Here is a 21895-nt window from a genome sequence, read left to right as displayed (position 1 = left end):
TAAAAAATTTTCAGCGGGTCAGAATGAAGCCGCCTTCATGCGGTGTCGCGCGGATATCCAGCCCCAGCTCCAGCGCCGAAAGGAAAGCCGCCGGATCGGTGGAGGTGAAGCGGCCGCCCACGGGAATGCCGGTGAGGTCCGGATCGGCGATCACGATCTTGCCGGGCAGGTAGCGGTTGTATTCCTGCACCGCGGTTTGCAGCGGCTCGTTGTCGAACACGATCTCGCCCTGCTGCCAGGCGACCGTCGCGGCCATGTGCTGGGGGCTGGCCGGGCGGACCGAGGGATCCGCTGCGGAGAGCAGCAGCCCTTCGTTCGGCGCGGCGACCTCTGCGGGGCGCGGGCTCCCGATGGCGCTGGAGGGCGCGGAGGTGGAGGTGGAGGCGGCGGCGCGGCCGGTCAGCACCGTCACGTCCATCGCGCCGGTCTGGAGCCGCACGTTGAAGCGGCCGGTGGAGAGCGCGGCGGTCAGGCCCTGGCCATGGACGCGGGCGGGAATGCCGGGAAGCAGTTCCAGCGCCACTTCGCCGCGGGCGATCCAGAGACTGCGCTCGGTGTCGGAAAAACGCCATTGCAGGAGGCTGTCGGTATTGAGCATGGCGCGGCTGCCGTCCGGCAGGATCAGGCGCCGGCATTCCCCGATACCGGAGCGGGCGCTGTCCCAGGCATAAGCGCGCGTGGCGACGCCGCCCGCCGCGAGCAGGCCGACCAGCCCCATGCCGCCGAATGCACCCAGGGCGCGGCGACGGGAGAGGCCCGCGGCCGCGAGAGGCTGCGCCTGCGGCAGGGAGGAAGAGGGCGTCTCGGCAGCGCGCCATACCGACAGGGCGCGGGCAAAGGCTATGGCGTTTCCGGGATGTGCGGCGCGCCACGCCTCGAAGCGCGCTTCGTCGATCGTGCCGGCTTCGTGTCGCGCGAGCCAGCCCGCCGCTTCGCGGGTTGCCTTGCGGCGTCTATGCCGTTGATCGTTGAAGATGCTCATTTTTCCGGATGCGGTAATTTCGAAGGCCGGAATAGCAGACGAACGGCGAAGTCAAACCCGCCAAGCCGCTCCGATCTTTTTTTCGGGTTTCGCTTCAGCGCCTGCCTTGCGCGTCGCAGGTCTCGGCACCGTCGCCGGCCGTCTCGGTCTCGCCGCCGAGATGGGCGCGGGAAAGCAGTTCGATGGCGCGGGCCAGTCGCTTCTCGTAAGTCGAGAGGCTGATGCCCAGGTCCTGCGCGATGGCTTTCGAGGATTCGCCCTCGATCCTGCGGCGGACGAAGACCGTGCGGCAGCGCTCGGGCAAGCTGGCGATCAGGTCGGAGACGCGGCGCAGGCCTTCCCGTCCGGCCGCGATCCGGTGCTGGTCGGGCGTCTCGTCGACCAGGGTGAGGTGGTCGGCATCGGCAAGCTGGCGGAAATCGACGATGCGCTGGCGCCGCAGGCGTTCGATGGCGATATGGCGCAGCATACGCACGACATAGGCGCGCGGGTTGTCGATCGCGGCCCAGCCTTCCAGCGTGTACAGACGGGTGAAGGCTTCCTGCACGAGGTCCTCGGCTTCCTCGCGCGAGCCCGAAATGCGCAGGGCAGCGGCCAGGAAACGGTCTTCGTGGGGAAAGACTTCGTCTGCAAACCAGATATCGATCGGGCGGATGACGGGCACGGGAAACCAGCTTGAGGTGATGAGGTGGCCGCCCTCCTATTTCTCGCCGGTGTCAAATCGATGACGGTATACGGTGCTGCCGTGCCAGCCCCGCCGCGATCTACAGCGCTGGTGCCGCGTCAGACGCGAATGAGCCGAGGTGGATCCAGCCGTTATCGTCCAAGATTTCGAGCGGCGGCAGCCCCGCCGCAAGGCCGATCCGATCGATATAGGCGGCGACGGCGTCCTTTAGGGCTCCGTCCGGAACGACCGGGCGGCCCGGCGGCGCGAACCAAATGGGGAGGAAGCCGGTCTCCACCCTGCCGCCGGCATGGATGCGGCAACGCCCGATCAACCCGTTGACCGCCTCGGGATGGAACGGGGCCAGCGGATAGGCCGGATCGGGCTCGAACCCGAACATCTTCTTGCGCCGCTCCGCCCATTCCGCGCGGGCCGGATGGTCCTGCGCCGGGGTGAGTGCATGCGTGACGACGCAGCCGTTGCCAAGGCCGTGGAAGATCGGCCGGCCGCGATGGAACTCGATGCCGCGCGCGATGTGGGCGTGATGGCCGACCACGATGTCGGCGCCTGCCTCGATGGCGGCATGGGCCAGCGGGCGCTCGTAAGGTGCGAGCGCGGCGGGGCGGTGAGTGATGCCCTTGTGAAGAGCCATCACGATTACGTCCGCTTCAAGCCTTGCCGCCGCGATGTCCGCCTGCATCTGCGCCACTGACCCGGGATCGGCGGCGACGAGTTCGGCCTGCGGGCGCGAGGGGCCGCCGTCGGCGGCGAGGACGTTGACATAGGCGCTGCCCGCCCGGCTCCCGGTGGCCCAGCTGATTTCCGGGCCGACGCAGTTGTAGCTGAGCAGCGCGATCCGCCGCCCCTGGCGCGCGACCACGGCAGGCCTGCGGGCGAGGGCGAGGTTCGCGTCGGCACCGGCATGGGCGATGCCGAGGCGATCGAGTTCGGCTATGGTGTCGGCAATGCCGATCGCGCCGCAATCCGCGATATGATTGCCCGCCATCGACAGCATGCCGATGTTGGCGCGCGCCAGTGCCGCCAGATGCGCGGGTTCGGCGCCAGGGGCGGGAACGTCGCCTTCCAGCTCCTCGCCGCGCAGGGTGTGCGGGACTTCGAGGTGGCCGATGACCAGGTCGGCCGCGCGGGTCACTTCGGCGATGCCCGAAAGCCAGTGGTCGGGATCGGGAACGTCGAGGATGATGTCGCCGAGGAACAGGAGATCGATCGGGCGGCTCATGCCAGTGCTCCTTCCTGGCGCAAGGCGGCGATGGCGGCCGCGTCGTACCCCAGTTCGGCCAGCACGGCCTCCCCGTCGGCGCCGAGCACCGGCACGCGCCGCGCGGCGAGCGGATCGGTGGCGAAGCCCGGCCCCATCGTCGCCAGCGGCCGGTCGTGGCCGGGCAGGTCCACCGCCTCCAGCGAGCCGCGCTGGGCGATGTGCGGATGCTGCACGATCTGGCCGACTTCGCGGATCATCGCCGCGGGCACTTTCGCGGCGGTAAGGCGCGCTTCGAGGTCTTCTGCGCCCCAGCGGGAAAGTGCCTGCTCCAGCCAGTTCCGCACGAAATCGTAATTCGCCACGCGCGCGGCGTGGTCGGCCATGCGCGGGTCGGCAAGCATGGCTTCTTCGCCCAGCACCCGCAGCAGCGCCTCGACCTGGGCCTGGTTGTTGGCGCCGAGCGCGATCCAGCCATCGGCGGTGGGATAGAACTCGGACGTGGGCACCATGCGAAAGCCCCGGTTGCCGGTGCCGCCGGGCGTCTGCCCGGTATAGCTGTGCACCGAGACGGTCTGGTTCGCCAGCTTGAGCGCCGCGTCGAGCATGGCCACGTCGACATGTTCGCCCTCGCCGGTGGCGTCGCGGCGGCGCAGGGCGGCCAGGGCGGCGATCACGGCGATATAGCCGGTGAAACTGTCGATGATCGGCAGGCCGATCTTGCGCGGTTCACCGTCCACGGCACCCAGCGCGGCAATGCCGGAAATGGCCTGCGCGATGTGGTCGTAAGCGCCCCACTGAGCCAGCGGGCCGCTCTGGCCGAAGCCGGTGATCGAGATCACGATGAGGCGCGGATTGCGGCGGCGCAGTTCCTCGACCGGGAAGCCGAGCCGCGCCAGCACGCCGGGGCGGTAGTTCTCGACCAGGAAGTCGGCCTGCTCCACCAGCTTCCACAAGGCGGCCCGGGCGCCATCGGTCTTGAGGTCCAGCGCGATCGAGCGCTTGCCGGCGTTTATCGAGGCGAAGGGAACGCTGAGCAGCGGCTCGCCCGCATGCTCGGTATAGTGGCGGAAGCCGTCGCCCATATGCGGCGGCTCCACTTTCACGACCTCGGCGCCCATCTGGACCAGCGCATTGGTGCAGGTCGGACCGGATATGGCGTGCGTGAGGTCGACCACCCTGATGCCGTCGAGCGCGTTCATCGGCTGGCTCCCGCGCCGCTGGAAAACAGGCCGGTCGCCTCCAGCGCCGCGGCATCGAAGCCGAGTTCGGCGAGGATTGCGGCATTGTCCGCGCCCGGCAGGGGCGCGGGGCGATGTGCGACGGGTGGATGATCGGAAAGGTGGAAGGGCGTGCCGATCTGCTCGACCGTGCCGGCCGGCGTGAGCAGCGCAACATGCATGCCGCGCGCTTCGGCGTGGGGGTGGCGCAGCGCTTCCCCCGGGGTGAGCACGGGCATGGCCTGGGTGTCGGCCGCTTCCAGCAGGCCGAGCCAGTGCGCGCGGGGCTGCGCGGCGAACAGGGCGGCAAGGTCTTCCTGCATGGCCGGATGGGCGGCGGTGTCGAACTGGCGCGCCGCATAGTGCGGGCGGCCCACGGCCTCGCAGAAGCGCGCCCAGTAGCGCGGCTCCATGTCGGTGGTGCAGAGCCACTCACCGTCGCCGCAGAGCCAGACGCCGCCCTTGGGATGCCAGGCGCCGGTGGGAAAGCCGATGGCGGCAGGGTCCTCGGCGCGGCCGAGCGCGACCATCAGCAGCGGCATGGCGGCTTCGGTCATGGCCACGTCGACATGCTGGCCCTTTCCGCTGGCATGGCGGGCCTGGAGCGCGGTGAGCACGGCAATGGCGGCATGGGCGCCTGCCAGCACATCGGCGACTTGTGCGCCCGGCAAAGTGGGCACGGGCGTGCCGTTGAGGCGGGACAGCGCGCCGGCGAGTGCCAGGGCGGCGGGATCGTGCCCGGCCCGGCCTGCCAACGGTCCCGTCTGCCCGGCGAAGGACACCGAGCAGTAGACCAGCCGCGGATTGATCGCCGCCAGCGCCTCGTAGCCGAGGCCCATCGCGGTCATCACGCCGGGGCGATAGTCTTCCAGCAGCACATCCGCCCGCTCGACCAGGGCATGGATGACCGGCGCGGCCTCGGGATGGCCGGGGTTGAGCAGCAGCGAGCGCTTGTTGCGGGTATAAGTCTGCCGGGCGCGGCGCAGGGTCTCCGCGTCCTCGTCCGCACCGGCGCCGAACATCGTCTTCGCCTTGGCCAGTTCGCGGGGGTGCTCGATGCGGATGACGTCCGCCCCCATGTCGCCCGCCAGCCAGCCGAAATAGGCGCCGGGCAGGAAGCGCGAGAAGTCCAGGACCGTCAGCCCGCCAAGCGCCGTCATGCCACTGCCTTTCGGCGGGCTTCGGCCATCTGCATGCAGGGGCCTTCGATGAAAGCGGCGATGCGGGCTTCGAGATCCGCGCCGTCCGCGCGGTCCAGCGCATAGTTGTCCACGCCCAGTTCCAGCACCGGGATCCCGGCGGCGGCAAGGGCGCGCAGCACGAAGGGATCGGCGTCGCTCAGGGCCACGGCCCCGTGGACGCTGTGGGTCTCGGCCTCGTGGACATGCCAGGGCGCGGCCCAGCTCGGCATGCGCAGTTCGTCTCCCATCGTCAGGAAACGGGCGGCCAGCGCGCGAAGGGGATCGCGCCCACCCGTTCCGTCCGCATCGAAGCTGCGGATATAGCCGTCCGCCGCCAGCGAAAGGTACATGGACCAGACGAAGACCGCCCCGTGGCTGTCCTCCCACTTCTGATAGAACGCGGTATTGCTCCAGAGACCCCGGCCGACCCACATGAGGCGAACCTTCTCTTCGGCGACCGCGCCAAGGCCCTCGGCGGCGCGCGCGGCGACTTCCTCGTAAAGCGCCCTGGCGGCATCGCGCGCCCATTCGGTGCCGCGATGCCACTGCGGCACCATCGTCGCCGGCATGGAATCGACGAGGCCGATGGGAGCGGGCACGGTGCGGGCGATCAGGTCGCGCGTCTTGCGGTAATATTCTTCCTGCTCGTTGACGAGGTTCATCACCTCGACGAAGCGGGTTTCGTCGAAAGGATGGCCGGTGCGCTTCTCCACGGCAGCGATCACGTCGCGCAGTTCGCTCACCAGAAGATCGAGCCGCGCGGGCTCCAGCACTTCGTCCCAGCGGTGCGGCAGGGCGTCCCACCAGCGGGTTTCGATCTCCCACCGCGGGTCCACCGTGCGCTCGTAGAGGTAGGGGGCGGCGCCGCTTTCCCCGGCCCATGCCTCGAAGATGCCGGGCGTGGCGTCGCTCGAAGCGATGGCCTGCACGAAGTCCGGTCGCGGCAGCCCGCCCCAGGGCGCCTGTTCGGCGTCATGGTCCAGCGCGGCGGCCAGGCCCTGGGCGCTGTAGGCTTCGGCGTCGGTAGGGTAGTTGCGGCCGCGCAGGAGGCGGCGATAGCGCCCGCTCTGCTGCTTGGCGGCGACGATCGAGGCCCACCATTGGTTGACCACGAACGGCACGCCCAGCGCGCGCAGGATTTCCTGCGGGGCATTGGCGTTGACCACCGCGAAGGGCGAGCCTTGCGCGACCTGCTCGCGCACGGAGGCGAACCACGCGCGCTGATAGTCGCCCGAGGAAGCGGATGCCTGCAGGACCTTGCGGCTGCGCAGGCGCGGTGTCGATGGCGCCGTTTGCGGCTTTGGAGCGGCAGGGCGCGGCGGTTCTTCCCCGCGCAGGGACAGGGCCAGCTCGCCGGTGTCGCCCAGAGCGCTCTGGAGCGCGAGGATCTCATGGGAAGGCAGCGCGCTGCGGAGCGCGGCCAGGGTCCAGGGGGCGGCTTCGTCGCCGTCCACGGTCAGGTGCAGGATGCGTTCGATACCGCGGCGGCCGGCCATTTCGAGCGCCTGCTGCGCCAGAGCGGCGCTCTGGGCAGCGGCGGCCGGCACGGCGTAAGCGGGGTCGGTCCACTCGGCCATCGTGCGCGGGGCGGGGCGGGCGGCGCGCGTCATGCCCCAGTCCTGCACCTCTCCGACGATGCGCAGGCCCTCGGCTTCGATTGCTGCGTAATGCAGGTCCGTCTCCTGGGGCGAGCCGGCGAGGAGCACGGGCCGGCCGGTCGCTTCCGGAAGGGAGGCGCTTTTGTCGCGCAGGGCGCGCAGCAGGGGCAGCAGTTCCTCCGGCGGGAGAATGGCGGAGGCGCCCAGGCATTGCAGCATCTGCGTGCCGGAGAAGCGCGGCCGCAGCGCGTCGAGATCGCACAGGAGGGCGTTCACGGCGTCGGCCGTGTCGGCCTCGCGCGCAAGGTCCTCATCGGTGAAGGCGCAGCCGCCTTCGGCCGTCAGCCATTTGCGCAGTTGTGCGAGGCGCGCCTCGTTGTAGCGGCGGCTGGAGGGGCGATCGATGTGCAGCAGATCCAGCAGCGTCGCCTTGCGCGGCCCCGGCACGCCCAGTCCCAGCCCTTGCAGGCGCGCGTTCTCGCGGATGGCGGAGAAGACTTGCGCCTGCTCGGCATCGGCGCGGGTGAACAGCACCGGGTCGGTCATGGCAGGGTCCAGCAGCAGTTCCACCAGGTGATGCGCGCGGCGCCGGCCGGTCGATGGCCCGAGCAGGGCATCGGCGCGCGGCGTTGCCATCTCCGGACGCGGCGCCATGCGAACGGGCGCGAAACCCGCCGCGCGCAGGAGCGGCAGGGGCGCATCGCTGCCGATCACGCGAAGCACGGCGCACCCTTCCGCGCGCAGGCGGGCTGCCACACCTTCCGCGTCGCGATAGGCGGCGGCGATCGTGTCGAGAGCGCTGCTGGCCGACACCTCAGATAACTCCGGCGGCGCGCAGATCGGCGATCTTTTCCGCCGAGTAGCCGAGATGGCCGGTCAGGATCGTCTCCGCATGTTCGCCGACGCGCACGGGAAGCACATCGTCGAAGCCGGTGCGCGCGCCCGAAAAGACGATGGGAATACCCGCGGTGCGCAAGTCGATATGCGTGTCGTAGCTGGGGTGATGGACTTCCATCGTCTCGGCGCGGGCGACCACGCGCGGATCGACCAGAGCGTCTTCCGGGTGGCGCACCGGCGCCACGGGCACGCCTTCGGCTTCGAGCAGGGTGACGACTTCGGCCGTCGGCAGGCTGCGCGACCAGGCGTTGATGCGGGCTTCCAGCACTGCGGCATTGGCAACGCGCGAATCCCGGTTGGCAAAGCGCGGGTCGGCCGAGAGCGCCGGCTCGCCCATGGCGCGGAACAGGCCTTGCGCCAGCTTTTCATGCACGGCGACCACGGCGACATAGCCGTCCGCGCATTCGAAGACGCCGAAGGGTGAGAGCCGCTGCACGGTGAGTCCGGTGCGGGCCTGCATGCCCGCTGCGGCCATGGCCGACCAGTTCTCGATCGCGACGAAGCTGGTGAGGGCGCCCAGCATGGATACGTCGATGTGCTGGCCGGTGCCGGTGCGGTGGCGCTGCTCCAGCGCGGAAAGAATGCCGATCACCGCGAAGACGGGGGCGAGCATGTCGGCAATGGGAATGCCGATGCGCACGGGCGGCTCGTCATGCCCGCCGCTGGCGAACATCGCGCCGGACAGGGCCTGGATGATGATGTCCATCGCCTTGCCGTCCGCTGCCGTGGCGCCGAAGCCGCTGAGCGAGCAGTAGATCACGCCGGGGTTCTCGGCGCGCGCCACTTCATAGCCGATGCCCAGGCGGTCGGCCGTGCCGGCGGTGAAGTTCTCGACGACGATGTCGGCCGAGCGCACGAGGTCGCGGAAGACCTCCTGCGAGCCGGGCTTCTTGAAATCCAGCGCGACGCCGTATTTGCCCCGGGCGCGGGTGAGGTGGGACACGGAGACGTCGTCCTCGTGCCGGCGTTCCACGACGATGCCGTCGCGGCCCACGTAAGGGCTGTTCTCGCGGGCCAGGTCGCCGCCGCGCGGGTCCTCGATCTTGATGACTTCGGCGCCGAGGCCGGCCAGCAGGAGCGTGGCATAGGGGCCGGCCAGGGCGCGGGTAAGGTCGATGACGCGCAGGCCCTCAAGCGGACGTTCGGTAGTGGTCATGGGCGGTCCTCCGTCGGCGCGCAGTGATGGGCGGTGCCGGTGGTGATGAGTTGCTGGGCGGCCCGGAACACGGGCACCCCGTCGATGCCGACTTGCGACAGGCGTTGGGCCTGGCCGAAGGCGTCGGCGTTGTAGAGCCGGTCGAAGCGCGCTTGCTCGCCGGCGGGGAGGGGAGAGAAATCGACGCCGTCAGTCTTGCCGAAGGCGATGCCGGCCGCTTCGGCCGCGATCAGTTCGCGGTTGAGCGCGGCTTCCCAGTCCTTGCGCGAAGCGATTAGCAAACGCTGCAAGTCGGGCGGCAGGCGGCGCCAGGCCTGGTCGGACACGGCGCGGGCCGGATAGGCGCCGCGGCTGAAGCGGATCGAGGTGAAGTGCTTGGCCACTTCCGAGAAGTGCAGGCTCTTGATCGTGTCGGCCGGGGCGACGACACCGTCGATCACCCCCTTGGCCAGCGCCGAATAGACCTCGCTCATGGGCATGTTGACGGGATCGGCGCCCAGTTGCTTGAGCACGTCCACCGCGTCGCTCTGGGCGCGCAGGCGCAGGCCCCGGAAGTCTTCGAGGTGACGGATCGGCCGCGTCCGGGTGAGCACGCCGGGGAAGTTGCCGCCTTGCACCGCCAGGACGTGGAGGCCGTGCAATTCCCTGCCGAAACCGGGGAAGCGGGCGGCCAGGCAATCGTAGACCGCGATCTGCTCGCCGATGTCGCGCACGCCGCCGTAGAAGCCCGACTGGACCCGCAGCAGATGCGCGCCGCCCTTGGCGTAGATCGGCGTTATCAGGCCGATGTCGGCAACGCCGTGGCGGATCTCCTCCATGCTCATGTCGCTGGAGAGCAGCGCGCCGGACCAGTAGGGCCGGAAGGCGAGCCGGCCCAGGCTGGCCTTCTCGGCCTGGGCCATCCACTCCTGGTCGGCCCGGCTGAAAGGATGGCTGGGCGGATAGGGGCTGGCATATGTCAGCGTAAATTCGGCCTGCGCCTGGCCTTGCGGAGCCGGCGCCGCTCCGCAGCCGGCGAGGGAGCCGGAAAGCGCCAGGGCCGCGGCGGCGAAAAGGAACTTTGGACGCATCGGATCAGCCTCCCGTCACGCTGGGCAGCCACAGGGTCAGCGCGGGCACCGCGATGATGAGGGCGAGATGGAGGAAGTCCGCGAGCAGGAACGGCAGGATGCCTCTGAAGATCGCGGAAAGCGGGATGTCTTTGGCGATGCCCTGGATGACGTAAACGTTGAGGCCGAGCGGAGGATGGACGAAGCCGATCTCCATCGTGCGCGTCAGGAAAATGCCGAACCAGATCGCGCTGTAGCCCAGTTCCTGCGCGATCGGCAGGAAGATCGGGGTAGTCAGCAGCATCAGCGCCAGACCGTCCAGGAACGAGCCGAGCAGCAGCAGCAGCAGGGCCATGGCGATGATCGCGAGAACCGGGCTGGCGTGCATGTCGCGCACCCAGGCGGACATGACGTCGGCGATGCCGGTGGTGCTGATGAAGGTCGCGAACAGAATGGCGCCGATGATGACGACGTAGATCATGCCCGAGGTGCGCAGGGTGGATGCCACGGCGCTGCCGATGGCCTGGCGGTTGAAGGCGCCGCGCAGGGCGCAGAGGCCAAGCGCCGCGACCACGCCCACGGAGGCCGCCTCGGTGGGGGTGAACCAGCCGATCATCAGCCCGCCGATCACGAACACCACCAGCGCGATGACGTCGACGATGCGGCCAATGCCGATCAGGCGGTCGCGCCAGCCCACGCGCTCGGACTTGGGGCCGAGCAAGGGGTTGAGGTGGCACAGGACGCTGATCGTTATCATGTAGAACAGCGCCTGGGTCAGGCCGGGAATGATCGAGGCGGCGAAGAGCTTGCCGATCGACTGTTCGGCGATGATGCCGAAGACGATCAACGCGCCCGAAGGGGGAACCAGCGATCCCAGCGTGCCGCCCGCGGCCAGCGCACCGGCGGCGAAGCCGGGCTGGTACTTGGCGCGGCGCATTTCCGGCAGGGCGGCCGCGCCCACGGTGGCGACGGTGGCGAGGCTGGAGCCGCTGATCGCGCCGAAGCCTGCGCATCCGGCGATGGAGGCGAGCGCCAATCCGCCCTTGCGGTGCCCGACGAAGCGCGCGGCGACGTCGAAGAAGTCCCGGCTGGCGCCCGCCGCGAAGCACAAGTGCGCCATGAGCAGGAACAGCGGCAGGACGCCCAGTTCATACTTCATCACGGTTTCGAAAGCGACGACGCCGCCCTTGATCACGGCCGCCTCGGGCGAGATCAGCACGGCCAAGCCGAGCAGGCCCACGCCTGCAAGGCCCACGCCGATGGGCACGCCGGCCGCCAGCAGGGCCAGAAGCGCGGCAATGCCGAGAAGTCCGATCATTTCCGGGCTCATCGTGCGCTCCTGCGAAGCGCGTTGCGCAGGAACAGCAGGGCGACGAAGGCCAGCGCGGCGATCTGAAGGAGGCGCAGCGGGGTGATCGGGATGTGCAGCAACTCGGTCCTCTCATGACCGTTCCAGAGGTCGGCGACGAGCCAGAGGCAGCCCGCCGCCAGGACCAGGAACAGGGCCGCGGAAAGCGCCGAGGCGACGCGGGCCAGGCGCTGGACGGTGGGGGCGCTCAGGCGCTCGGTAAGGATGTGGACGGCGGCATGGGAGCCTTTGAGCGTCGCGAAGATCATGGCCGATGAGGCGATGAGGACGATGCAGGTCTGGACCACTTCGATCGAGCCCAGCAGGGTAAATCCGGTGTGGCGGCCCAGTACGGCAATGGCGTCGGTGGCCATGGCCACGAACAGGCCGGTGCCGCCGACGAGATAGGCCGCGCGTGTCGCGGCACTTTCCGGTTCGGGCTTTTCGAGCGCGGGAGGCGATACCTCGCCTGTGTCCAGGTCGTTCTGCATCTTCCTCTCCTGAAGGCCGCCTTATTGACAGCCCTGCGGTTCAACCGTCTAATAACGCGATCGGCATGATGGTAGAGAAATTCAACTATCTGTCAACTACACTAAACCAGATTAAGGCAGGGACGGAACAGTGACGCGCGGCGGCAGCAAGCGGGCAGAGGCGCAAGCAGCGGATTCGGGCATCAAGCTCGGCCGGCTCGACGAATTCATCGGCTTTCGCCTGCGGCGAATCCAGAACCAGCTCTCGCGGGATTTCGCCGCGGCGACGGCGGATCGCAACATGCGCTCGGGCCTGTTCTCCTCGCTTTCGATCGTGGCGGCGAATCCGGGGATTTCACAGAACGAACTCTCCAAGGCGGTAGGTCTGGACAAGTCGATCACGGTGCAGATCGTGGACGAGCTGGAGAAGCGCGAACTGGCCGTGCGCGAACGTTCGCCCACTGACCGCCGCCGCCATGCGCTGTTCGTGACCGAAGCCGGCAAGACTTATCTGGACGAACTGTTCGGGATCCTGGCGGAAACGGAAGATGCCGTTCTGCATCAGCTGACAAAGGCCGAACTGGCGCTTCTGCGCGAGCTGCTGGACCGTATGTATCTGGCTTATGACGAGCCGGGGATATCGCTATAAAGAAAAACAATACCGTCCTCTCAAAAGATAGTTGACAATCTCCACGATCTAGCCCCATCATTGTGTTGTCGATGGCGCCAAGGAGCGCCTGCGGACGGCGATAACGCCGCTGCGACGGGTGGAGAGGTCGTGTCGTGCCCGGTCGGGCACCCTGCTGTTGCTCCCTTCGCGCCGGTGAGATCGCCGAAACGATAAATGCCCGGTGCTGCCGGGTTGGGAGGTCAATACATGTCGCGCATTACCTTGCGTCACCCCGTTTCCCGCCTGGTTTCGCGTCGGGCCATGGCCGTTTTCGCGCTCGTGGCGACGCCGGCCTGGGCCCAGGATGCGGCCCCGCAGCCGCAGGCAGAGGAAGCCGAAGCGCCGACGGTCCAGGAAATCATCGTTACCGGCACCAGCATTCGCGGGGCTGCCCCGGTCGGTTCCCCGCTGGTTGCCGTGGGCCGCGCGGAGATCGAGCAGTCGGCGGCGACCACCACGATCAAGGTGCTTCAGGAAACCCCGCAGATCACCAATTACGGCGTTTCCGATACCAGCCGCAGCGGTGCGGGCGGCGCGGGCAACGTGGTCTATGGCAACTCCATCAATCTGCGCGGCATCGGCCCTTATGCCACGCTGACGCTCATCAACGGCCGCCGCGCGGTGCCGCAAGGCACGACCGGGGCCACGATCGACCCCTCCACCATTCCCACCCTTGCGCTTGAGCGGGTGGAAGTGATCGCGGACGGTGCCTCGGCGGTCTACGGTTCTGACGCGGTGGCGGGCGTTGCCAACCTGATCCTGCGCCGGAACTACGAAGGCGCGCAGATCGAGGTCCAGCACGGCGTCGCGGATCACTACCTGGAAAGCCAGATCGGCATGATCGCCGGCCACAAGTGGTCGACCGGCCAGGTCACCGCAACCTTCCAGCACACGTATCGCAGCAACCTGAGCGGCCAGGACCGCGACTTCTACGGCGCCGACCTGACCGCGCGCGGGGGTGCGGACTACCGCGTGACCCAATGCGCGCCGGGCAATATCGTGACCGGCGGCCGCAGCTACGCGATCCCCGCGGGCGGCGCGACGCCGGGCGGCCTCGTCGCGGGCACCAGCAACAAGTGCGACAACCTGAAGGCCATCGATCTGGTGCCGCAGCAGGAGATCAACGCGGGCACCATCAACTTCGACCAGGACATCACGGACGGGATCCGCTTCTACGCCGATGTCTATGCCTCTCGGCGCGATGCCGTGCGGCGGGGACAAGTGGCGGCGCAGAACCTGAACGTGCCGCGCAGCAACGCCTTCTTCGTGGCCCCTGCCGGAACCAGCCCTGCCAGCGAGATCGTGCAGTATTCCTTCGTCAACGACTACGGCCCTTATTCGACCTCGGACATCACCTCCAAGACGATCCAGGGCACGGCGGGGATCACCGCGGACCTGTTCGGAGACTGGCAGCTGGACGCCTACGGCAGCTACGGCTGGAACAAGGACAGGGTGTTCACCCAGGGCAGCCAGACGGATTCCGCCGCACTGGCCGCCGCTCTGGCCAGCAGCAACCCGGCCATGGCCTTCAATCCCTTCGGCACTTCGGTCAACGATCCCGACGTGATCGCCGCGATCATGAACAACGTCAGCACCACGCAGGGCATCAGCCGCATGAAGGCGGCGGAGGCGAAGCTGGACGGCACCCTGTTCACGCTGCCCGGCGGTGACGTGAAGCTGGCCATCGGCGCGGAATACTACCAGCTCAAATTGCGCACGGGGCAGCTGCGCGGGCGGCTGGAAGCCCAGACCGGCACTGACCTCCGCCTCTCGCGCAACGTGAAGTCGGCCTATGCCGAAATGCTGGTGCCGATCTTCGGACCGGGCAATGCCATCCCGGGCTTCCACAGCCTGCAGCTCGACGTGGCCGGCCGTATCGACAAGTACAGCGACGTGGGCACCACCAAGAACCCCAAGATCGGCATCAACTGGGAACCGGTGGCGGACCTGAAGCTGCACGGCAGCTACGGCGAATCCTTCCGCGCGCCCTTGCTCACGCAGCTGGTGAGTGCCGGCGGCACTCAGCTCTATATCCAGAACTACTACGACCCCACCGTCGGCACCACGGTGCAGGGCGTGGCGCTTTCGGGCGGCAATACCGATCTGAAGCCCGAGACGGCGCGGACCTGGTCGTTCGGCGGCGAATATTCGCCGGCCTTCCTGCCGCGCGCCGTGTTCAGCCTGAACTATTTCGACATCGTCTACGAAGGGCAGATCAACGGCTATCTGTCGAACCTGAACGTGCTGCGTCAGGAAAACCTGTTCGGCTCGATCATCACGCGGGGCGCGGCGGCACAGTCCCGCATCGCGGATCTGGTGGCCTCGGGTCTCAACGTCAACGGCGGCACGGCCGCCAATGCGCAGGCGGCCGGGGTCTTCATCGACGGGCGCCCCAGCAACCTGGGCACGACGATCACGCGCGGTCTCGACTTCGGGCTTTCGGTCCCGATCCCGACCGAGAGCGCGGGCGACATCCGCTTCTCGCTGCGGGGCACGCACTTCTTCACCTACAAGGTCGGCATTACGCCCGACAGCCCGGTGATCGATCAGGCCAACAATATCGACTATCCGCTCAAGTGGCGGGCCCGCGGCATCGCCGGCTGGTCCAAGGGCGGGTTCGACGGCAGCGTGGTGGTGGCCTGGCAGAACGGGTACAACAACACGTATGTCACCCCGGTCGAGCGCATCAAGTCCTACACCACCGTGGATCTGCGCTTGTCCTACGATCTGCAGGGCACCGGCATTCCCGGCACCGAGGGCGTGAAGATCGGGCTGGACGTGCAGAACCTGTTCGACCGCGACCCGCCGTTCGTGGACCTTGCGCCGACCTCCAACGGCGGCGGCGGGGGCTTCGATCCGCAGACCACCAGTGCCATCGGCCGCATGGTCTCCCTCTCGCTGAGCAAGACGTTCTGATGGCGGGTCCGATGCGCCGGGCAGTGTGCGGCCCGATGATGATCCTGGCCGGGGCGCTCACGGCCTCGGTCCCGGCCTGGGCGGGGATCGACAAGGTCGACGGCCCGATCCCCGTCACGGCGGACAGCCAGGTCTACAACACGGCCTGGGTGCCGGGCGCGGTACCGGCCGTGGACCTGGCCGCGGCGGGCTATGTCGAGGAGGAATACTTCCTCCACGGCACGGCCGATGCCTACCGGCGCGATCCTTCGGGCACGCTCGCGGTGCTGGCCAAAGACATTCCCTATGGCACCCGCATCATCGTGCGGCGCCCGAAGGATCCGGCGAAGTTCAGCGGCGTCGTGCATTTCGAGCCGATCCACCCCTCCCAGGGCGGCACGTCGCACTGGGTGGCGATGTCCGGCTACATGATGGCGCATGGCGACATCTACGTGGCGGCGGGGCTGGGCGACGATGCACCCTCACGCGTGATTTCGGCCAAGGGACCGGTGCCGACCGCGCAGAGCCAGGTGCTCCAGTGGTTCGAGCCCCAGCGCTACGGCGCGATCCAGTGGCCGAAGGAGGACGGCATCCGCTATCAGGTCATGGCGGATATCGGCGCCCTGCTGCGGAGCGACCGCGCGGAGAACCCTTTGCGCGGGTTGAAGGTTCGGCGCATGCTGGTGGGCGGCTGGTCCTTCACCGGCAGCGTCCAGCGGACCTTCATCAACGAAGGCTTCCATGACCGCGCGCGCCTGCCGAACGGCAAGCCGGTGTTCGACGGCTACCTGATCGGCATATCCTCGCGCTGGAATGGCGGCGGCTATATCCCGCTCAACAGCGAGGAAGCGCAGACCCGCAACGACGATCCGCGCCGCAGCCTGAAGCCGATCGACGTGCCGGTGATCGAATTCATGTCCGAGTTCGAGGTGGGCACCGGCCCCGGACCGCAGACGCCCGACAGCGACGCCAGAGTGGGGGCGCACCGGATCTACGAGCTCGGCGCGGTGGTCCACAGCGCCAGCATGATCGACGGCAATCCACCGCGCGAGAAGCGCCCGAATTTCCTGCAGCTGGCGGCCAAGGGCTATCCGCTGGCGGGCGTGAAGGGGGAGGACGCGCTCAACACCTGCCGTCTGCCGATCAGCGATGTCCCTCATGGCGCACTGGCGCGCGCGGCGGTCGAGAACTTGCGGCAATGGGCGGACAAGGGCGTTGCGCCGCCGCACGCGCCGCTGCTGGCGTGGGACGGCGACAAGATCCGCCGCGATGCCACGGGCAATCCGGTGGGCGGGCTTCCGGTGGCGGAGTTCAAGGTGCCGCTGGCCTCCTACGGCCCCTACAAGGGCACTGATCTGCCTGCCTGCACGCCGGCCAAGGGTCGCCCGATCTTCGTGCGGACCAACCTGGACGCCGCGACGCTCAAGGCCCGATACGGCTCGGCGCAGGCTTTCGTCCGCCGCTACGATACGCAAGTCGACGCCATGGTGAAGCAGCGCTGGCTGCTGCCCGAGGATGCCGCCGCGCTCAAGGCCAAGGCCCGCCGCGATGCCGAGGCCCAGTTCCCGGTGCACTGATCCGCCTGCTCCCCGTGCCTGATCCTGTGTGTTTCCATTCGAGAGTACGTCTGAAATGATGAAGCCGCTGTCCGCATCTCTTCTCGCCCCCTCTCTCGTCATGGCAGCCCTCTCCGCCGGGACGGCGCATGCCCAGGCCCCGCAGAGCAGCTTCGGCCATTACCAGCCCGCTGCCACGTATGACGGCATGGCGTCCTCCTCGCGCTATGTGGAGATGCGCGACGGGGTGAAGCTGGCGATCCGGGTGGACCGCCCGACCAGGAACGGCCAGCCGGTCGACGGCCGTTTCCCGGTGATCTGGCACCACACGCTGTCGATCTCGCAGCAGACCGCCGACGGGGCGGGCGAGCGGGTGAGCGACTATCGCCGCATCCAGGAACTCACCCGCTACGGCTATGTCGTGGTGCAGGTGGCGCGGCGGGGGAACGGCCAGTCCACCGGCGTGCGGCGCGGCTATCACGATCGCAACGAGGCACAGGACGCCTTCGACATGACGCAGTGGCTGGCGTCGCAGCCCTGGTCGGACGGCAAGGTGGGGGTCTACGGCTGCTCGAACACCGGCGATGCGGCGATGCATGTCATGACCATGCGTCCGCCCGCGCTCAAGGCGGTCTTCGCGGGCTGCTTCTCCTGGAACAAGTACGATGCCTTCCGCCGCGGCGGCATCTTCGCGCAGTGGGGCACCGGCCCGACGCGCACGATCGAGGACGACATGAAGGTCTCGCCCGTCGATGGGGACGAGAACAAGGTGATCCTGCGCCAGGCCGCCGAGGAACACCAGCTTTCCACGCCGCTCTACGACATGTGGAAGCAGCTTCCCTATCGCGACAGCTGGTCGTCTCTGGTCGCGAGCCGGTTCTGGGCGGAAGGCAGCGCGTCCAGCTATGCCGACCAGATCCGTCTCGGCGGGGTGCCTCTGTACATCCAGGGCGGGTGGAATGACGAACTGCGCGACCAGGCCTTCATCGCCCATGCCAATATTCCCGGATCGCGCGTCGTCATCGGCCCGTGGAAGCACTGCAACAGCGACGATTTCGCGCTGCTCGAAGAGATGCACCGCTTCTACGATCGCTATCTGAAGGGCATCGAGACCGGCGTGGAGAAGGACGCGCCGATCCACTACTTCACCGTCAACGCCGCCCCCGGCACCGAGTGGCGGGCGACGACGGACTGGCCGCTCAGGCAGACGCAGATGCGCGCCCTCTTCCTCGACGGCGCGAAACTCTCGGCCGCAGCGGGGCGCGGCAAGCCGGTGACTTTCACCGCCAACTATGACGTGAAGTGCCCCGATGCCGGTTCCGGATCGCAAGTGCAGCCCTGCCATGTCGCGGGCAACGGGGTGAGCATGGCGGGCGCCGTGCTTCCGGCGGATACCGAGGTGACCGGCAATGCCATCGCCGACCTCTGGATCTCGGCCGACCAGCCCGACGCCAATGTCTTCGCCTATCTGGAAGACGTGGGACCGGACGGTGCGGTGCATGTCGTTACCGAAGGGCGGCTGAAGGCCTCGCTGCGCAAGGAGGCGCCGTCGCCCTGGAAGATGCCGGCCGGCGTGCCCTGGCACCGCGCCTACAAGGAAGACGCCCAGCCGCTGAAGCCGGGCGAGGCCGTTCGCCTGCACTTCGACATGATGCCCACTTCCTGGGTGTTCCGGAAGGGCCACCGCATGCAGATCACCGTCACCGGTTCGGACCACCGCGAGCGCGCGCGCGACATTGCCACCCCGCCGCGCATCACCGTCTATTTCGACCGGGCCCATGCCTCCTCGGTCGCCCTTCCCGTGATCCCCGCAAAGGGAGGCTGAGATGACCTTGCTGGCGCTGTTCGCGGCCTTGTCGCTGGGCGCCGGGCCGGTGGAGGCGGGTGGGGCCTGCGACGGTGCGGCCCGGATCGCGGTGCCGGACTTGCGGATCACGCGGGCCACCCCGGTCGCGGCGGGGAGCGGCTTTGCCTCTCCCGATGCCCGCGCGCCGAAAGTTGAGGCCGGGTTCTGCCGGATCGAAGGCGTGATCGAGAAGGAGATCGGCTTCGAACTGTGGCTGCCGGTGAAGCGCGCGTGGAACGGCCACCTCCTGACCGGCGGCGTCGGCGGGCAGGCGGGCAGCTTCAACTACCGGGAACTGGCACGCGGCGTGTCGCGCGGCTATGCCGCCGCCAGCACCGACACCGGCCACAAGGCAAGCGACCCGCACTGGCTGCTGGGCGATCCGCAGCGCGCGGCGAACTATGCGGAGCGCGCCAATCACCTGCTGGCCGTGAAGGCCAAGGCGGCGATCGCCGGCTTCTACGAAAAGCCGGTGCGCCGCGCGATCTTCTCTGGCTGTTCGGGCGGGGGCCGCCAGGCCATGACCGAGGCGCAGCGCTATCCCGGCGACTACGACGGCATCCTGGCCGGTGCACCCGGCGTCAACACCCCCGCCATGAGCGCGCGGCGCATGTGGGAGATGATCGAGCACCGTCGCCATGCCGGGCTGATGTCCGCGGCCGACTGGACGCTCGTGGCCCGCAGGGGTGCCGCCCGGTGCGATGGCGACGACGGCGTGAGGGACGGTCTTGTCTCGAACCCGGCCGCCTGCCGTTTCGACCTGGGCGAACTGCTCTGCCGCCCCGGCTCCGGCGCGTGCCTCAGCGCCGCGCAGATCGCTTTCGCCCGGCGGATCTATGGTCCGCTTCACGACGAGAACGGCAAGCGCATCGATTCCGGCATTCTGCCCGGCGTTCCCGTCAGCGCCACGCCGCTGCCCGAGCCGTTCACGCCGGGGCCTCCCTATCTGGCGGTGTCGCTGTTCGGAGACGGGGTTCATCGCGACCGGACCTGGGATGCCGCCACCTTCCGCATTGCCGACGATCTGCCCGCCATCGACCGGGTGATGAACCTCCATGCCGACAATCCCGATCTCACCGCCTTTCGCGCGCGGGGCGGCAAGCTGTTGATGTACCAGGGCTGGGCCGATCCGCTGGTGCTGGCGCAGTCGACCACCGGCTATTTCCACGCGGTGACGGCGCGGATGGGCGGGGTGTCGGACTTCCTGCGGCTCTACATGGTGCCGGGCATGGACCACTGCGTGGGCGGCACCGGCCCCGACCTGTTCGGCGCCACCGGCGGCGAGGGCTTGGACCGGGCGCCCGAGCATGACATGCTCTCCGCGCTGGAACGCTGGCTCGACACGGGCACGGTCCCCGGAGCGATCCTGTCGATCAAGCGCGAAAACGGCAAAGTCGCGGCAGAGCGCCCGCTATGCCCTTATCCCCAGGCCGCCCGCTACCTTGGCAGCGGAGACCCGAAGCGCGCCGCCAGCTTCCGGTGCGCGGGGCCGCAGTAATCGGCCGGGGCGTTGAACGGGGCGGCCGCACCCGATCTTTCTTGCCTTTCCGGCCCGATTGCCATTCACACTACATATTCCGCCTCCTGAGAGACGGACTTTCGAACCGCGACGAACACCCGTTCATAAACGATGGGATCACGTGGATGTGATCCTGGGCTCCGTGCGGGCCGGTGCCCCGGACAGCCATGTGCCGAAGCGCCATGTGCTGTCGGAAAAGCAGGTGAACAGGGGCGAGGTCGTCGTCGATTTCCCGCTGCCGCCAGCCTCGACGCCCTATTACATCCGGCTTCGCGGCACCAATACCGGAGAGGGCGAACCGGCCCTCGACGCAGAGGGCGAAGACCCCGATGCCGATCGGTGGTGCTATTCTAACCCGGTGTGGATCACGCAGGACCCCTCGCCCGGCGCTGGGCCTGCCATCGTTCCCCGATAGTTTTGGCAGGGCGCTCTGGCAGCGGTTTCTATTCCGGCGCGGGTGGCCAGTCGCCATCGGCCAGCGGCGGCAAGGCCTGGAACCAGGCCGCTTCGCGCCGCAGTTTCAGACTGTCGCCTGCAAAGGTGAGGTCGGCCCGGGCGACGGCGCGCAGTTCCTCGCCAATCCCGCCGACACCGCTCGACGCGATCACGACATAGCTCAGCGCCGCGTCCTCGCAAGCGATCAGCGCCTCGAGGGCTTTGCCGATGGATGTTCCGTCTCTGGCGGTCACGGGCATTCCGGCGATCCCGCTGGCGGTGGACAGCGTGGGAGAGGCAGAGCGCCGGCTCTCCTCGGTGGCGGACTTGTCGCCGTCCTCATAGGCGCGCTGCTTGCCGAGCCAGCGCCAGACGCCAATCAGGCTCACCAGTGTCAGGAAGCCATTGGTGGCAAGCAGGTTGGTCTGGCCGGACGAGAGCCCGATCACCGACCAGGCGATGGAGCCGAGGGTAAACACGACAAAGCCCCATCCCGTCACGCGGGCGCCGAGGTTGGACGCGGTCATCATGGCCGCGATCATCGTTGCGGCGGGGGCGATCCAACCAGCGGCTTCTTCCAAGGATGGGCGCCATCATGCAACGACCGGGAGACTGCTCAACGCCCCTGGCCGCCTTGGTACCTGCGTTCACGCCCTAGTAGTAGCGCGGAATCGGCCCCAGCTGCGGCGTCTGGTCGGGCAGGTCGATCATTTCCTCGTCGACGTAGCACCAGCCCCAGCCTTCGGGCGGGTCGTATCCCTCGATGATAGGATGGTGTGCCGCGTGGAAGTGCGCGGTGGCGTGGCGGTGCGGGGACTGGTCGCAGCAGCCGACGTGGCCACAGCTGCGGCAGATGCGCAAGTGCAGCCAGGGGCTCCCGATCTTGAGGCATTCCTCGCAGCCGCGCGCGCTTGGCGTGACCTGATTGATGGTGCTGCTATGGGGGCACGATGTCATGATCTGTCTCCGTCGAGTTCAGCAATCTTCGCGTGGATATGGGCTATGGCCGGGGACCGCCTGGTGAAGCCGCTCCGAACATCGGCTACCGTAATGGCGTCGATCCCCGCGCCCGGCAAGCGCGCTTTGGCGCCGTCGCTAGTGGATTGATCGGAACGAATGAGTCCGCTTGAGGGATTCCCATTCTTTCGGTGCCGTGCGACGATGCGGCATGCGAACGGGTATCGAGATCG

General features: G+C 68.3%; 18 protein-coding genes. 6 read left to right on the top strand and 12 right to left on the bottom strand.

Annotated elements, in window-relative coordinates; translation table 11 throughout:
* Positions 1–10: 10 nt before the first annotated feature.
* The 10 genes from EDF58_RS15620 to EDF58_RS15575 form a co-directional block, all read right to left on the bottom strand.
* Entirely contained in the window at positions 11–982 is a 972-nt protein-coding gene (locus tag EDF58_RS15620; protein ID WP_132267287.1) for a FecR domain-containing protein, read from the bottom strand.
* Positions 983–1076: 94 nt separating this feature from the next.
* Positions 1077–1646 (bottom strand): sigma-70 family RNA polymerase sigma factor, encoded by a 570-nt coding sequence (locus EDF58_RS15615; protein WP_165921445.1) that lies wholly within the window; start codon positions 1644–1646, stop codon positions 1077–1079.
* Positions 1647–1746: 100 nt separating this feature from the next.
* The gene (locus EDF58_RS15610; RefSeq protein WP_132267283.1) at positions 1747–2886 is read right to left on the bottom strand and encodes a CapA family protein; all 1140 of its coding nucleotides are present in this window, start codon (positions 2884–2886) and stop codon (positions 1747–1749) included.
* Complete coding sequence (locus tag EDF58_RS15605; RefSeq protein ID WP_132267281.1) at positions 2883–4067, bottom strand: CaiB/BaiF CoA-transferase family protein; 1185 nt, start codon at positions 4065–4067, stop codon at positions 2883–2885. Before EDF58_RS15605 ends, EDF58_RS15610 begins: the two co-directional genes overlap by 4 nt.
* Positions 4064–5245 carry a CaiB/BaiF CoA-transferase family protein gene (locus EDF58_RS15600; protein ID WP_132267280.1) on the bottom strand — a complete coding sequence of 394 codons (1182 nt, stop codon included), beginning with the start codon at positions 5243–5245 and terminating at the stop codon, positions 4064–4066. Before EDF58_RS15600 ends, EDF58_RS15605 begins: the two co-directional genes overlap by 4 nt.
* Positions 5242–7677 carry a 2-hydroxyacyl-CoA dehydratase family protein gene (locus tag EDF58_RS15595; RefSeq protein WP_207913017.1) on the bottom strand — a complete coding sequence of 812 codons (2436 nt, stop codon included), beginning with the start codon at positions 7675–7677 and terminating at the stop codon, positions 5242–5244. Before EDF58_RS15595 ends, EDF58_RS15600 begins: the two co-directional genes overlap by 4 nt.
* Position 7678: 1 nt before the next feature.
* Positions 7679–8917 carry a CaiB/BaiF CoA-transferase family protein gene (locus tag EDF58_RS15590; protein WP_132267278.1) on the bottom strand — a complete coding sequence of 413 codons (1239 nt, stop codon included), beginning with the start codon at positions 8915–8917 and terminating at the stop codon, positions 7679–7681.
* Positions 8914–9987, bottom strand: coding sequence for a TRAP transporter substrate-binding protein DctP (dctP, locus tag EDF58_RS15585; protein ID WP_132267276.1), 1074 nt, complete (start codon positions 9985–9987; stop codon positions 8914–8916). The genes EDF58_RS15590 and dctP overlap by 4 nt, the downstream gene beginning before the upstream one ends.
* A gap of 4 nt (positions 9988–9991) precedes the next feature.
* Entirely contained in the window at positions 9992–11296 is a 1305-nt protein-coding gene (locus EDF58_RS15580) for a TRAP transporter large permease (protein ID WP_243654293.1), read from the bottom strand.
* The gene (locus EDF58_RS15575) at positions 11293–11805 is read right to left on the bottom strand and encodes a TRAP transporter small permease (RefSeq protein WP_132267274.1); all 513 of its coding nucleotides are present in this window, start codon (positions 11803–11805) and stop codon (positions 11293–11295) included. The genes EDF58_RS15580 and EDF58_RS15575 overlap by 4 nt, the downstream gene beginning before the upstream one ends.
* A gap of 130 nt (positions 11806–11935) precedes the next feature.
* Here EDF58_RS15575 and EDF58_RS15570 point away from each other — a divergent pair, with 130 nt between their 5' ends.
* From EDF58_RS15570 to EDF58_RS15545, 6 genes are all read left to right on the top strand, one after another.
* Complete coding sequence (locus tag EDF58_RS15570) at positions 11936–12433, top strand: MarR family transcriptional regulator (protein ID WP_132267272.1); 498 nt, start codon at positions 11936–11938, stop codon at positions 12431–12433.
* A gap of 228 nt (positions 12434–12661) precedes the next feature.
* Positions 12662–15370, top strand: coding sequence for a TonB-dependent receptor (locus EDF58_RS15565; RefSeq protein WP_132267270.1), 2709 nt, complete (start codon positions 12662–12664; stop codon positions 15368–15370).
* Between the two features lie 11 nt (positions 15371–15381).
* Positions 15382–16926, top strand: a complete 1545-nt coding sequence (locus EDF58_RS15560; protein WP_243654292.1) for an alpha/beta hydrolase domain-containing protein — start codon at positions 15382–15384, stop codon at positions 16924–16926.
* A 55-nt stretch (positions 16927–16981) separates the two neighbouring features.
* Positions 16982–18730 carry a CocE/NonD family hydrolase gene (locus tag EDF58_RS15555; protein ID WP_243654291.1) on the top strand — a complete coding sequence of 583 codons (1749 nt, stop codon included), beginning with the start codon at positions 16982–16984 and terminating at the stop codon, positions 18728–18730.
* A gap of 1 nt (position 18731) precedes the next feature.
* A complete protein-coding gene (locus tag EDF58_RS15550; RefSeq protein WP_132267267.1) occupies positions 18732–20249 on the top strand; it encodes a tannase/feruloyl esterase family alpha/beta hydrolase in 1518 nt (505 codons plus the stop codon).
* A gap of 142 nt (positions 20250–20391) precedes the next feature.
* Positions 20392–20685: a hypothetical protein gene (locus EDF58_RS15545; RefSeq protein ID WP_132267265.1), complete on the top strand. Its 294-nt coding sequence runs from the start codon at positions 20392–20394 to the stop codon at positions 20683–20685.
* A 28-nt stretch (positions 20686–20713) separates the two neighbouring features.
* On the opposite strand, the gene EDF58_RS15540 is transcribed toward EDF58_RS15545, so the two are convergent.
* Together EDF58_RS15540 and EDF58_RS15535 are read right to left on the bottom strand one after the other, a co-directional pair.
* Positions 20714–21247, bottom strand: a complete 534-nt coding sequence (locus EDF58_RS15540; protein ID WP_132267845.1) for a PRC-barrel domain containing protein — start codon at positions 21245–21247, stop codon at positions 20714–20716.
* Between the two features lie 112 nt (positions 21248–21359).
* The gene (locus EDF58_RS15535) at positions 21360–21662 is read right to left on the bottom strand and encodes a UBP-type zinc finger domain-containing protein (protein ID WP_134093543.1); all 303 of its coding nucleotides are present in this window, start codon (positions 21660–21662) and stop codon (positions 21360–21362) included.
* Positions 21663–21895: the final 233 nt, after the last annotated feature.

Source organism: Novosphingobium sp. PhB57 (assembly GCF_004342985.1).
Taxonomy (GTDB): domain Bacteria; phylum Pseudomonadota; class Alphaproteobacteria; order Sphingomonadales; family Sphingomonadaceae; genus Novosphingobium.
Note: the sequence above shows the minus strand (reverse complement) of the source record. Positions and strands in the feature narration are given on the sequence as shown.